This is a genomic window from Rhizobium sp. WSM4643, from assembly GCF_025152745.1.
Taxonomy (GTDB): Bacteria; Pseudomonadota; Alphaproteobacteria; order Rhizobiales; family Rhizobiaceae; genus Rhizobium; species Rhizobium leguminosarum_I.
The window spans coordinates 2,481,465-2,495,149 of sequence record NZ_CP104040.1 but is presented as its reverse complement, the minus strand read 5'-3'; the positions used below and the strand labels follow the sequence as shown (position 1 = coordinate 2,495,149).

Below are 13,685 nucleotides of genomic sequence, written 5' to 3'. Positions count from 1 at the left end.
TGTTTTCTCCGAGTCAATGAAATGCTCTGACTTTTTGTTTGCGCAATTCCGGACGCAAAACCGCGACGCATTTTTGCTGGAATTGCTTAGCGATGATGACGAGGTGAACGGCCATGAGCCTGTCTTTCCCGACGATGGCGACGATCCGTTTCGGCTATGGTTTCCGGCCGGGCGAAGCGCCGCCCAGCAGTAGGGACGATCTCATCGGCCATCTGCGCAAGGGGGCGGCGGCAACGCCGGACTTTCCCCTCGGCGGCCCCGACACGCGCCACCAGGCGATTCTCAGCCTGCAGGCGCAGTTGCAGCAGATCCGCCAGGATGCCAAGACGGTAACCGACGATGCAACGCAGCGCGAGATGCGCAAGGGGGTCCAGCGGCAAGTGCAGCAGCAGTTCCAGCACGATGCGAACCTGCGGCTGATACAGGCGGTGCTCTCGCCGTACGGGTTCTATGAGAGGCTTTCGACCTTCTGGACCGATCATTTCTCCACCAGCGCCAACAAGAGCCTGCCGATGCGCCTCATCGTGCCGCTCTACGAGGCCGAGGCGATCCGGCCATTCATATCAGGCAAGTTCGGCGATCTCCTGCGCAGCGCCACCGCCCATCCGGCCATGCTGATCTATCTCGACCAGGCGGATTCGCTCGGTCCGGATTCAGCCGGCGGCATCAAGCGCAACAAGGGGCTGAACGAAAATCTCGGCCGGGAACTGCTGGAACTGCACACACTCGGCGCCGGCAGCGGCTATACCCAGGCGGATGTGACCGCAGCAGCCATGGTGCTGACAGGCCTCACCATCGACCGCAAGGAGATGGACATCGCCTTCCGGCCGAATATATCGGAGCCCGGCGCGCATGAGGTGCTGGGCGTCAGCTATGGCGGGCGCAGGCGCTCGCGCGACGATTATCTCGACCTGCTCGACGATCTGGCGCTGCATCCGAAGACGGCGGCGCATATCAGCCGGAAGCTCGCGGTGCATTTCATCGCCGACCAGCCCGACGAGGGGATGGTGTCCGATATGGCCGAAGCCTGGAAGAAGACGGATGGCGACCTGACCGCCGTCTACACTGCGATGCTCGACCATCCCGCCGCTTGGCGCGACGAGGGCGCCAAGGCCCGCCAGCCTTTCGACTATGTCGTCACCGGCCTGAGGGCTTTGAATGCGGGACCGGTCAACGGCATCGTCGGCAGTTTCCTGGCGGCCAACCAGCAGGGTACGGACGAGGGCGACATGGCGGCGAACACGCCTGGCATGGCAGGATCGCCGGTGCCGACGGACCCCGCCGGCGAGGCGAGGGAGAAGCGCCTCAAAGCCTTCCGGACGGCGCGTGCGCTGGGGCAGGACGCACTCAGGCGCATGGGGCAACCGACCTGGCTGCCGCCGAGCCCGGCCGGTTTCGAGGAAGGCTTCTCCGCCTGGATCACCGGCAGCCAGCTCGCCGAGCGGCTGGCCTGGGCGAGGCGGGCCGCAGCACAGTTCGGCCGGGACGAAGATCCGCGCGAATTCTTGAAATCGACGCTTGCCGATGCGGCGCGCGACGAGACGATCCGCGTGGTATCGCAGGCGCCGAACAAGATCAGCGGGCTGACGCTGGTGCTGGCATCACCCGAATTCAATCGCCGCTAACCAGACTTTCGTTGGCAAGCCAATGCTTCGTCTGCTTAGCTCCTTTGTTATCGCAGGTTTGGCCGGAAAACCATTGACCACTTTTCCGAACCTGCTTAGGAGGCCCGCCCATGACGCTGCCCATGAACCGCATTTCGCTGTCCCGCCGCGGCTTTCTGGCCTCGGCCTGCTGTCTTGCCGCCGCGCCCGTGTTCACGCCGGTCACCTTCGCGGCCATGCCGGGTGACAACCGTTTTGTCACCATCGTGCTGCGCGGCGCGATGGACGGGCTGGATCTGGTGCAGCCCTATGGCGATGCCGGTTTCGCGGCGCTCAGGCCGACCCTGGCGCTGACGCCCGAGACCGGGCTTCTCGATCTCGACGGGCATTTCGGCCTCAATCCGGCGGCGGCCGAGCTGATGCCGCTGTGGAAGAACCGGGAACTCGCCTTCGTGCATGCGGTGTCGACGCCCTATCGCGACCAGCGCAGCCATTTCGACGGGCAGGATATGCTCGAATCCGGCGGCGAGCACGTCGCCGAGGAAAAGACCGGCTGGCTGAACCGGGCGCTCGCCGTCATCCCGCGCTCGGACGGGCGCAAGGCGATCGACATCAACACCTCGACGGAACTAATCCTCTCCGGGCCGAACAATGTCGACGTTTGGGCGTCGGATTCCAATCTGACGCCGGCGCGCGACGAGATGCAGTTCCTGGCCCGGCTCTATGCCGGCGATCCGCCGTTCGCCGAAGCGCTTGCCGAGGCGACGCGGGCCGACAGCGCCTCGATGGTGGTCGAGCCGGTGGGCCAGCACGGCGCAAAGATCGCCGACGTGGCGGCGCTCGCCGGTAACATGCTGAAAGGCGATTATCGCATCGCCAGCTTCTCGATATCAGGCTGGGATACGCATATCGGCCAGGCCGGCCAGTTCAAGCGGCCAGTGCAGGACCTCGCCCAGGCGATCAATACGCTGAAGGCGACACTCGGGCCCGAGATCTGGTCGAAGACCGTGGTGCTTGCCATGACCGAATTCGGCCGCACCGTGCGCCAGAACGGCTCAGCCGGCACCGACCACGGCACCGGCGGCTGCGCGCTGCTTGCCGGCGGCGCCATAAACGGCGGCCGCATCCTCGGCCGTTGGCCGGGGCTCAGTGACGGCCAGCTGCTCGACGACCGCGACCTGATGCCGACCGCCGACGTGCGCGAACTCGCCGCGGCAATGCTCTACCGGCAGTTCGATGTCAGCGCCGATGATTTGACGGGCAAGATCTTCCCGGGGCTGGGATTCGACAAAGGCTCGCAGTTTTTGAAGGCGTGAGGAGTGGCTCGACGCCGCGAAGCGTGAGTGATCGGAGCGGTGAATCGATTGCGGGGCCGAACGCTCTGAGGGGGACGAAGCGTTGGGCGGCCGCCTGTACTTGGCGAGGCACAGCCTCTCCTCCGTCGTTCCTGTGACAGCACAGGAATGACGGAGGAGAGGCTGTGCGTCGCCGAGGAGCAAGCCGCTGCCCGGCCCTTCGCTTGGGCTCAGGGCGTTCGTTGCTGCAATCGATTCACTGGATCGATTGCTCGGGCTGCGCCCGACCGCAACTCACCCCAACACATCATAAAGCCTGAAGATGAAACTGACTTGGTAGATCAGGTTGGCGATGACGAAGGTGGCGTGGAAGCGGCGGTTGGGGGTCCAGGCGGCGATGGCGCAGAGGATGATGTAGATGATGTTGCGGGCTGGGTATTCCCAGCCGAGCGCGAGGATGCGCTCATGGCCTTTGATCGCCGTGTCGAGAGTATCGACGGCGTAGGTCAGACCGAGGATGCCGAAGAACCATTTGCGCCGCGAGATGAAATATTCCTCGTAGCCGCCATATTCGTCGAGCGAGGCGGGGAAGAGCAGGGCGCAAAGCAGGAAAAACAGGCTGCAGAAGCAGATCAGGAAGAGATAGATGCCAAAGCCGATCGCAGGCACGGCCTGCAGGCGATATTCCCACCACCAGATATGGATGATGAAGAGGAACATCGACAGCGCCCAGCCGAGATGGATGGCATAGACTTTCGCCTTGGCGGGATGCTGGACGATGCCGGCAAGGCCGGTGAGCACCCTGGCGAGCGAAAGGCTGATGACCATGCCCATCACCACCTTGATGTGAAGGAAGACCTCCGGCGAGCTGACAGTTTCCATGCTTTCGATCCTTGGCCTGTCACTCCTCGGCGACTTGCTTCGGTTTGCCCTCTTCGTCCAGAGCCACCATGATGAAGGTGCCAGCCGTGACCTTTTCCATCTTGGCGTAACGTGCGCGGTGCGCCCAGGCTTCGACGCAGAGCGTGATCGAGGTGCGGCCGACGCGGTCGATATCGGTATAGACCGACAACGTGTCGCCGATCTTGACCGGCAGTTCGAAGGCCATCTCCTTGACCGCGGCGGTGACGACACGACCCTTGGCGCGTTCGGCCGCACGGATGCCTGAGGCAAGGTCCATCTGCGCCATGACCCAGCCGCCGAAGATATCGCCAGCCGGATTGGCATCGCCGGGCATGGCAAGCGTCCTGAGCGTCAGTTCGCCTCTCGGCTTGGCGGCATCGGTCATCAAGGGTTCTCCATCTGATGCGGGCCATGGGCCGGCGATTCACTGAGGAGCACCCTAGTGCAAAGGCCGTGGGCTGTAAAAGATGGCAAGGCGGAGCGCTGAAGGCAGCGGACGGGAAAAATGTTGCAGCCGTTGTGGATTGAAATTTCGTTTGATTTCAAACGGTTGATTTCTGCCGCTTTGGTCTGACCTTACGTTATTTAATAATCTTCTAATTAAGCTTTACGCTCCAGTAATTCCGGCAATTCAGAATGGGATTGATCTCACTTACAAGAATCGCTGGGAACCTCATGCGCAACGTCAAGATTTCCACCCGTCTTTACTGCCTCGTCGGATTCACGCTTGCCGTGCTCGCGGCTACGATGGTCTTCTTTCTGAACTATTCCTATTCCGAGCTGGAAGCGGAGCGGAAGGCGGGGCTGGCGCAAATGGATGCCACGGCGCTCGGCATCTTCGACAAATATTACAAGATGGAGCAGGCGGGTACGATGACCCGCGAACAGGCGCAGGCCGCCGCCAAGGACGTGATCGGCGCGATGCGCTACGGCGCCGACGGTTATTTCTGGATCAACGACATGCGTCCCACGATGGTGATGCACCCGATCAAGCCGCAGCTTGATGGTACCGATATCTCCCAGATGAAGGATCCGACCGGCAAGTTCCTGTTCGTCGAGTTCGTCAACAAGGTGAAGAAGGACGGCAAGGGCTTCGTCGATTATCTTTGGCCGAAGCCGGGCGCCGATGAGCCGGTGCTGAAATATTCCTATGTCGCCGGTTTCGAGCCCTGGGGCTGGATCGTCGGCACCGGTGTCTATGCGGATGACCTTGCCGCGCTTTATCGCCAGAACGCGATCTGGGCCGCACTGCTCTGCCTGCTTGGCGCCGCCGCGACAATCGCCATCGCCTATGCCATCGTGCGCAGCGTGACAGTGCCGATCGCTCGGCTGAAGGCGGCAATGAACGCGATTGCGGCCGAAGAGGCATCTGTGGAGATTGCCGGCAGCGACCGCCGCGACGAGATCGGCCAGATGGCCAAGGCGCTGCTGGTGCTGCGCGATTCCGTCGACGAGCGCAGGGCGCTGCGAGAGCGGGAAGACGAAAGGCAGCACCAGATCGAAGAAGAGCGCCGCGGCAACGAGGCAAGTCTGCGTTCGGCCTCCGAGCGGCAAACCCAAGCGATGCAGGCGCTCGGCGTCGGGCTGGAGAAGCTTGCGGGCGGCGACCTGACGGTTGCGATCGGCGATATCGGCGAGGATTACGCCAAGCTGAGGGGCGATTTCAACGCCGCCGTCGACGCGCTGAACGGCGTGATCCATGCGATCGCCGAATCGAGTCACGTCGTCAACGAAAGTGCTTCCGACATCAGCGAGGCGACCGGCAATCTGTCGAAGCGTACGGAACAGCAGGCGGCCGCACTCGAAGAGACGGCGGCAGCGCTCGACGAGATCACCGCGACCGTCAAGACCGCATCCGAGCGCGCGAACGAGGCGCGCGAGATGGTGACTGAGACCAAGGCGAGCGCCGGAAAATCCGGCGAGATCGTCCGCAATGCGGTCACCGCGATGGGCCGGATCGAGGAATCCTCCAACCGCATCAGCCAGATCATCTCGGTCATCGACGAAATCGCCTTCCAGACCAACCTGCTGGCGCTGAATGCCGGCGTCGAGGCCGCCCGTGCCGGCGAGGCGGGCCGCGGCTTTGCCGTCGTCGCCCAGGAAGTGCGCGAACTTGCCCAGCGTTCCGCCAATGCAGCCAAGGAGATCAAGGCGCTTATCAGCCGCTCGGCGGCCGAAGTCGAGGGCGGCGTGGCGCTGGTGCGCTCGACCGGTGATGCGCTGCTGGAGATCGAGGCGCTGGTCAATCGGGTCAACGATCACGTCGCGTCGATCGCCACGGCGGCGCGCGAGCAGTCGACCGGGCTGAACGAGATCAATAGCTCCGTCAACCATATGGACCAGATGACACAGCAGAACGCCGCGATGGTCGAGGAAACGACGGCGGCAAGCCGGACGCTTGCCGACGAAAGCACCCAGCTGAAAACGCTACTCGCGAATTTCCGCCTGCGCGGCGGCGAACCTCAGGCCCAGCGTTACACGCGGGCTGCGTGAGACGTACTGACGGCCTGTCGGCGATGTCGAACGGCCCGCACTTCCAAATTAAACCGCATAGGAAAAGAGCCGTCGCGACGGCTCTTTTTCGTTGAGCCGGTTACTCCTCTTTCGTCATGCTCGGGCTTGTCCCGAGCATCTGTCAGCTATGTATCAAGGCCGTACAACAAAGGCCGAGGATGACGGAGGAGAGGTAGGCGGACTTTGTCAGCATTCACAGTGGTTGCAGCTCTCCTCTATACTCGCTCCCGACAATAGACGATCGACCTTGGCGGCAATCCCAAGCTTTTCAGAGGACTATACGTTACAGCAGTTCTTGGTAAAAGGCAGCGGATTCAATCAGTAAGCGAATGTCGTTGCAATTATTCTGCTGATATGCTTCATTCAGGTTGTACTTGAGGGACGGGACATTTCGAAGCTAGCGATAGCTACCGTAACGGAAGCCAACACAATTCTCCAATTTCTCTAAATATCCGAGACCACAGTTCCGGCGGCTTTGGCATGGCCGCTGCCTGTTCCCCTGCATTGGGGATCGATGTTCGACAGCGAGGATGCCGAGAGGAAGGAGGCGCGTGGCAAATTGCTGATCGATCATCCCGGCATATTCAACGGCAACGCGCCGCTGTGGTTCTACATCCTGCGCGAGGCGGAGATAGCTGGGAATAGCCAGCATCTCGGACCGGTCGGCGGCACGATCATTGCCGAGGTCCTCGCCGGCCTCATCCGCGAGGATCGCCACTCGTTCCTGGCGCAATGGCCGAAGTGGCGGCCGACATTGCCGAGCGCTGTGGCGGGTCATTTCACCATGGCCGATCTGATCAATTTCACGAATGGGTAGCCGATCTCGCGCAGCGCGAAACTGCGCTGGGCCTCGTGACTCAACCTTGAAAAGGCCGCGAGAGCGGCCTTTTCGCGTTCATCGCCTTCAGATTGCGCGGGTAAGCTTTCGTTCACCGTTTTTTATTAAATTTGGAGTGAGTTCTTTCGGTCACTGCCCAGCCAGCCTGCGGAAGCGATAAGAGTATGGCGTTTGTTTCCTTTCCTCGGCGAACCCTTTTGCCCGTTATCCTCTCGGCGGCGCTGACGACCTGTTCGATCAGCGACGGACTGGTGCCGCCGGCCAATGTCGACAACGGCACTAGGGTCAGCTCGATCTCGCCGTCGCGGGGGGCAGCGCGCATGGCACCTGCTGTGCGCATGGCGCCGGTGGAGAGCCAGGCCTCCTATCCGGTTTCCAGCGCGCCCGTTGGCAATAGCCAGGGCCCGGTCGATTATCTCGATACGCCAAACCTTGCCGGCACCGGCCATGCCGCCCAAGCCGCGCCACAGGCGCGGCGGGGCAAGCTGCCGATGATCGACAGCGACGAGGCCTTAGCGCAGCAGAACCAGAACTGGGGCGGCACGCAGGCGCTTGCGATCCCGTCCGGCGGCGTCAACATGGATGACGATCTCGGGGCCGAGCCGGTCGTCGGTCTGGCGCAGGAACAACAGCAGCAGATCGCCGAGGGCAACGCCACCGAGCCGGTTGTCGACGGCATCGGCACCGATAGTCCAACGCAGCTCAACCAGCCCATGCGCCAGCCCCCGCAGCAGCCAATGCCGCAGCCCGCGGCCGAGGCACAGATGAGCCGGGCGCCTGCCTGGAACGACGGCAGCCCTGTGGTGGCGCCGACCCGTGTTCCCGAAGAGGACGAGAGCGAAGAGGTCGCGATGCTGCGGCCGAACAATCCGATGATGAGTGAGCCGGCAGCGCCCGTCGATCCCAGCGTCATGCCGTCCTCCGAGCTTGCCTGCCGGCGCGAGCTGAAGAGCATGGGCGTCCTCTTCGACGACAAGCCGCCGATTTCGAACGGGCCGGCCTGCCAGGTGCCTTATCCGGTGTCGCTGAAGGGGCTTTCCGGCAATATCGGCGTGCGCCCGGCCGTGACGCTGAACTGCCAGGTGACGCTCGCTTTCGCCAAATGGGTGAAGAACGAGCTGGCACCGTCCGCCCGCTATCGCTACTGGAGCGGCATCAAGACGATCCAGCCGCTCGGCGGCTATTCCTGCCGGCGCATGAACAACAGCCGGCAGAAATACAATCCCATGTCGGAACACGCCCGCGGCAACGCCATCGACGTCGGCAAGTTCGTGCTGAAGAACGGCCACGAGATCGACGTGCGCAAGAAGGGGCTGTTCTCGCTGCGCGAGGGGCGGTTGCTGAAGGCAGTGCGCAGCGACAGCTGCCGCTATTTCAACACCGTACTCGGGCCGGGCAGCAATCCGGAGCACTGGAACCACTTCCACTTCGATCTTCGCTCCCGCAAGAGCGGCAAGGCCTATTGCGACTGATGCATGCCACCTTAAAGCGTGCGGCATGGGTGCGGCTGGTGCCGCAGCAATCGGGGCCCGGCTGCGAGAAAACGGTTCATCCCCGCCGCAGGGCACGCTATAGATCGGCCAGGCGGATTGCCGTTTCGAGAGTTTGATCCATGAGCTATGATTTCCATGTCGGCCAGAAGGTCGTCTGCATCAATGATACCTTCAAGCATGTCAGCATCGACCAGCTCATCCGCAAAGGCGAGATCTATACGATCCGCTGGGTGGGCGAATATACCCATTACATCGACGGCACCTTCATCGGGGTGAAGCTCGCGGAGATCGACCGCGGCAATGATGACGGGCCGGAAGGTTATGGGGCGGCCGACATGCCCTATCGCGCCACGCGTTTCCGGCCACTGGTGAAGGACAAGATCTCGTCACTGCGCAAGCTGTTGGCGCCGACGCCCGATGCACCGGTAGAACCGAAAGAAAAAATCAGGAAAAAAGAAAAGGTCTGAGTGCTGGCGCGCCGGGATCTCCTGGTGATCCGCATTGCTGACCGATACATCCGTAGCAGCGGCTGCACGGCGGCTTCGGCACAACCCATCTTGGCCTGCGCGAGGACGTGCTGGAGCGTTTCAGCGATTGGCATCCCTCGCTCGTGGACCTCATCGCTAGAAGCGAGGCGCCGTTGATCGCAAAGCCGCTTTATGCCTCGCCAGCCGGCCACCGCTGGGGGCGCAGGCCAGGCCTCACGCTGATCGGCGATGCCGCGCATCTGATGTCGCCCTTTGCCGGCGAAGGTCAATCTGGCGATGCTCGACGGGGCGGAACTGGCGCAGGCGATCATTGCTGACGGGACGATATCGAGGCAGCACTCGCCTCCTACGAAGCGGCGATGCTTCCCCGCAGCGAAGATGCAGCCGCACAATCGGCGCCGGCCTCGACATGTGCTTCAACGACCAGGCGCCGCGGCCGCTCGTTGATTTCTTCCAGAGCATGCGTTCGGGCGTGGAGGCGTGAACGGATAGTGGCGGTTAGTTAACTGCAGGTTGGCCGACATGATGTGATTGTGCCGTCGCATTGCCTGTGCAACAGTCCGCGTGGGACATGTTGAGGAGGGGCCATGAGACCGATTTCGAAAATCCTGGCGCTCTGCGCCGCCATCATCTTCATGATCGCGGCCACGGGAATGGCGGCGGCCGATCCGCTGGTTTTCACCTATCACGGATGGGAGGTCGATCTCACCAACGCCAAGGGCGCGGAGCCCGATCGGGAGATGGCCGCGGCCGTCAAGCGGCAGCTCGATATCGTCGAGCATGTCAATCTGAAACCCGATGTCCTCACCTTCATGCGCACGATCAGGATCTGGGCCAACCCCGCCGCCGCAAAAACGGGGCCCGGCCACTACAGCAGCAAGACCGGCATCGACCTGCGCGTAAAAAGTCTTGCGCCCGACAAGCCGATCATCCTGCATGAACTTCTGCATGCCTATCACGACCGGATGCTTCCGGGCGGATTCGGCAATACCGATGTCGCGCAATTCTTCGATATCGGCAAGCGGGTCTGGCCGGGCGATTCCTATATGATGAGCAATGGTCACGAATTCTTCGCGGTCACGGCCAGCGTTTACCTGTTCGGCGACATCGATCGGCCACCTTATTCGCGCAACCAGATACGGGAGAAGCAGCCACTATACTACCAGTGGCTTGCCGCGCTGTTCGACGACGGCCGGCCGCGGTCGTAAGGGCGCAGCAGACACCGCGATACGGATCAGGCCGCCTTTCTGCTGAGGAACAGCGCGGTCTCCCTGCGGACCTCAAGCACGCCGTTGCATTGCCTGAACGCATCGGCAATGGCTTGACGGAACCTGGTGCGTTGAGGTTCGCCGGCGCCATCGCCGGGCGGATAGGAGGTGAGCGCCAGGAATACATCCTCGGGTCAGTGATCCGCAGGCTTGCCGGATGCTGCGACATGGTCACGTTTCCAAACTGCGAGCGCATCAATCGTTCGGCAGCGTCATATCCGAAAGCTTCGGCAGCCGGATCGGATGGGGCACTGCCGAATACGGTCGTCAGCGCGTAGATCTCGCGCATATTGCCGGCGCCGTTGGTTGTGACCGCAAGAAAGCCACCCGGCCTCAGCACTCTTGACATGCCAGCGATGCCCGCGGCCGGGTCGGGCAGGTGATAGAGCATATGCATCGCGACCACGGCATCGAAGGCGCCATCTTTGAAGGGGAGCGCGGCGGCGTCGGCCTGGCAGCCCCGAACCGAGCCGAACGGCAGGCTGCTGCAGCGTGCCACCGCCTCGTCGACCATGCCTTGCGAAAGGTCGGCGAGCGTCAGGTCAAGGTTCTCCGGCAGCAGACCTGCCGTTGCTGCCCAGAACCAGGCCGGTCCGCAGCCGACGTCGAGGACACGATCGCCCGGCTTCAGGGGCAACTGCGCCGCAACCCATGGGAACCAGGCCGTCTTGGCGATGGTGTATTGGCTATGCAGTCGAGCCCTTGCGGCGAGCTTCCGGCTGTCGCCATACTGTCCCGCATTGTCTGCCGTTATGGAGGACATGGCATCTCTCCGGGCTTTTTCATCGGCGCCACCTCGCGCTTCCCGGCAGAGCCTATAGAGGGCTCTGTTCCCGAGCAAGACGTGACTTTGCGCAGCGGGTCGGCCTGCTCGCATAGCTGTCGTTGAGAATTATCTTGATGTAATGAGTTTGGCTGAAGAAACAGATCGCATCCGATTAAATCGGAATAGTGTTGACATTGGTTTTGGTGTGACATATTAGAGCGCATCCGATTTAATCGGATATGAAATAATAAAGCGAAAGGATATCACCTTGACCGAGAAGCTTCTCTTTACCGGCAAAACCCACATCTCCGGCGGCCGCAACGGCTCTGCACGCAGCAGCGACGGCATGATCGACCTCAAGCTGCCGCAACCGCATCCGGCTGCCGAAAACCTGTTCGGCATCGCCTGGTCGGCCTGCTATATCGGCGCCATCGAACTTGCCGCTTCGCAGCGGAAGATCACGCTGCCCGCCAGCCCCGAGGTCGATGCGGAGATTACTCTCAACGCCGACAACGGCTCCTTCTTCCTCAGGGCGCGCCTCAATGTCAGCCTGCCCGGCATCGATCACGACGTTGCGCAGCAATTGATCGAGGCAGCCCATGGCATCTGCCCTTATTCCAAGGCGACACACGGCAATATCGACGTCGAGACCACACTTGCCTGAGCGGGGAAGGGCGGACCTCACCGCCAGAGGATTTGATGCGGAGGCCTGCCGATCGGCCGGCAGACCCCTTCCTGAGGTAGCAGGCACCGGAACCTTGCCGATCTGGAGAACATGCCATGATCAATAGCCACGCCCAGCCACGCCAGGCCTATGACGAGTTTTCGCTCGTGCTCGACCCAGCCGTCTATGAGCCGCTGCCCGAGGATTGGCTGATCGGCATCACCGACGTCGTCAGCTCGACGCTGGCGATCAAGTCGGGACGCTATGAAGATGTCAACTTCGCAGGCGCATCTGTTATCGCCGCTCTCGGTAATGCCTGGGGTTCGTTCGATTTCCCCTTCGTGTTTCGTGGAGACGGGGCGGCATTCGCCTTGCCGCCGCGCGGCATCATGGCCGCGACCTCGACGTTACGGCAGGTCGCGAGCTTTGCAAGAAGCGATCTCGGTCTCACCCTTCGTATCGGGCTGCTCACCGTGCGCGAGATCCGCAACAGTGGGCGCGACGTAAGAGTTGCGCGCTATGCGGCTTCGGAAAACGCGACCTATGCGATGTTTGCAGGGGGAGGGCTCAAATGGGCAGAGCAGCAGATCAAGAGCGGCCGGTATCTGGTCAAGCCGGGACGCTACGCGACGAAGCCGGATCTGACCGGACTGAGCTGCGACTGGACGCCGTTCCCGAGCCAGCGGGGCGAGATCCTGTCGCTGCTGGTGGAGCCGAATGACGATACGAGCCCGGAGGTCTTTGCAGCACTGGCAAAGCGCGTGCTTGCCGTCTTCGATGCGCCGTCGCACCGATCTCATCCGGTTCCCGTGGATATGGCCACCCCCAGGGATATTGCCATGCCCAAAGGCAGCGGGAAGCGTGTCGATGCGAAACGCTGGTCGGAGGTCGCTTCCCATTCGGATTTCCGCAAATTCGATGACGGTTTGCGCCTCACGCTGGACTGCACGCCCGAACAGATCGACAGAGTCGAAGCCATGCTTCTTCTGGCGAAGGCACGCGGCGAGGTGAACTTCGGACTGCATCGCCAGTCCCATGCGCTGATGACCTGCCTCGTACCATCAGGCAGCCCGGATTCGCACCTGCATTTCCTTGACGGAATGGGCGGCGGTTATGCCAAGGCCGCCGAGATGATGGAGGCTGGCGCGCTTGGCGACGTCCAGCATCATGTTCTCTGAGGTTCAGCCGGCGAGACCGCCTTGACCCCCAAGGGACCTAAGTGGGCGTGCCTGTTTCCCGCATGGCGAGATTTGCCAGAATTTCAGTGAGCTGAGGCGGCGCTAATTTGGCTTCTTTTTCTATCGCGATGGCGGTGAACCACCTGAGCTCGGTGTGTTCGTCACCGATCAGTCGCGGCTGGCCCTGCCATTTATCGACGTGATAGACATGGAATGTCGCGGATGCTTCGGGCGGGTCTTCCGAGGTGAACCGTCCTGCAAACTGCCAGAGCTCCGGCGTCACGCCTATTTCTTCGATCAATTCCCGGAACATTGCCGTCTCGGCGTCTTCGCCCTCTTCGATATGGCCGCCCGGGAGGCTCCAGCGATCCGGGTCCACCTTGCGCTCGGAACTGCGCCTGGCCAGAAGAACGGTTCCGTTCCGGCTCAAGACGCCCATCGCGATGTCGGGCATGCATTCTCCTCTGCCTCATCGATCTCGCGCCGATGCTGCCCGCAACCACGGCTCTTTGCAATGACCAGTCGTCCATCGAGACAGTCGAGGCATAGCCTGACCGGGCAGGTTGACCCCCGACGTTGCCCGGGAGCATAGTCCCCGGACAGACGCGAATGACCTGCTGATGCGAACGAGGTCGGTCAGTCGATCTTCGTCCGTTTCCGAACAGATCAAACGG

At 62.1% G+C, this 13,685-nt stretch carries 12 protein-coding genes and 1 pseudogene; 9 read left to right on the top strand and 4 right to left on the bottom strand.

Annotated elements, in window-relative coordinates; genetic code table 11:
* The first annotated feature begins 113 nt into the window (after window positions 1–113).
* Both N1937_RS12575 and N1937_RS12570 read left to right on the top strand, forming a co-directional pair.
* On the top strand, window positions 114–1,625 hold the full coding sequence (locus N1937_RS12575) for a DUF1800 domain-containing protein (RefSeq protein ID WP_170262015.1): 1,512 nt from the start codon (window positions 114–116) through the stop codon (window positions 1,623–1,625).
* Window positions 1,626–1,735: 110 nt separating this feature from the next.
* Complete coding sequence (locus N1937_RS12570; RefSeq protein WP_222294728.1) at window positions 1,736–2,920, top strand: DUF1501 domain-containing protein; 1,185 nt, start codon at window positions 1,736–1,738, stop codon at window positions 2,918–2,920.
* 273 nt (window positions 2,921–3,193) lie between these two features.
* Here N1937_RS12570 and N1937_RS12565 read toward each other — a convergent pair whose 3' ends face one another.
* Together N1937_RS12565 and N1937_RS12560 are read right to left on the bottom strand one after the other, a co-directional pair.
* Window positions 3,194–3,781: a hypothetical protein gene (locus tag N1937_RS12565; RefSeq protein WP_260056277.1), complete on the bottom strand. Its 588-nt coding sequence runs from the start codon at window positions 3,779–3,781 to the stop codon at window positions 3,194–3,196.
* Window positions 3,782–3,800: 19 nt separating this feature from the next.
* On the bottom strand, window positions 3,801–4,187 hold the full coding sequence (locus N1937_RS12560; protein ID WP_170262013.1) for an acyl-CoA thioesterase: 387 nt from the start codon (window positions 4,185–4,187) through the stop codon (window positions 3,801–3,803).
* Between the two features lie 290 nt (window positions 4,188–4,477).
* Here N1937_RS12560 and N1937_RS12555 point away from each other — a divergent pair, with 290 nt between their 5' ends.
* The 5 genes from N1937_RS12555 (at window position 4,478) to N1937_RS12535 (ending at window position 10,343) form a co-directional block, all read left to right on the top strand.
* A complete protein-coding gene (locus N1937_RS12555; RefSeq protein ID WP_260056276.1) occupies window positions 4,478–6,295 on the top strand; it encodes a methyl-accepting chemotaxis protein in 1,818 nt (605 codons plus the stop codon).
* 535 nt (window positions 6,296–6,830) lie between these two features.
* Window positions 6,831–7,133, top strand: coding sequence for a hypothetical protein (locus tag N1937_RS12550; protein WP_260056275.1), 303 nt, complete (start codon window positions 6,831–6,833; stop codon window positions 7,131–7,133).
* Between the two features lie 185 nt (window positions 7,134–7,318).
* On the top strand, window positions 7,319–8,626 hold the full coding sequence (locus N1937_RS12545) for an extensin-like domain-containing protein (protein ID WP_017964753.1): 1,308 nt from the start codon (window positions 7,319–7,321) through the stop codon (window positions 8,624–8,626).
* Window positions 8,627–8,766: 140 nt separating this feature from the next.
* Entirely contained in the window at window positions 8,767–9,114 is a 348-nt protein-coding gene (locus N1937_RS12540) for a hypothetical protein (protein WP_017964752.1), read from the top strand.
* Window positions 9,115–9,722: 608 nt separating this feature from the next.
* On the top strand, window positions 9,723–10,343 hold the full coding sequence (locus N1937_RS12535) for a hypothetical protein (RefSeq protein WP_017964751.1): 621 nt from the start codon (window positions 9,723–9,725) through the stop codon (window positions 10,341–10,343).
* Between the two features lie 26 nt (window positions 10,344–10,369).
* On the opposite strand, the pseudogene N1937_RS12530 reads toward N1937_RS12535, so the two are convergent.
* Window positions 10,370–11,166 (bottom strand): annotated as a pseudogene (locus N1937_RS12530) (class I SAM-dependent methyltransferase).
* 271 nt (window positions 11,167–11,437) lie between these two features.
* On the opposite strand from N1937_RS12530, the gene N1937_RS12525 reads away from it, so the two are divergent.
* Both N1937_RS12525 and N1937_RS12520 read left to right on the top strand, forming a co-directional pair.
* Window positions 11,438–11,833, top strand: a complete 396-nt coding sequence (locus tag N1937_RS12525; RefSeq protein ID WP_017964749.1) for an Ohr family peroxiredoxin — start codon at window positions 11,438–11,440, stop codon at window positions 11,831–11,833.
* Window positions 11,834–11,949: 116 nt separating this feature from the next.
* Window positions 11,950–13,011 (top strand): DUF3095 domain-containing protein, encoded by a 1,062-nt coding sequence (locus N1937_RS12520; RefSeq protein ID WP_260056274.1) that lies wholly within the window; start codon window positions 11,950–11,952, stop codon window positions 13,009–13,011.
* Window positions 13,012–13,048: 37 nt separating this feature from the next.
* Here the strand turns inward: N1937_RS12520 and N1937_RS12515 are convergent, their stop codons facing one another.
* A complete protein-coding gene (locus N1937_RS12515; RefSeq protein WP_017964747.1) occupies window positions 13,049–13,465 on the bottom strand; it encodes an NUDIX hydrolase in 417 nt (138 codons plus the stop codon).
* Between the last annotated feature and the right edge of the window lie 220 nt (window positions 13,466–13,685).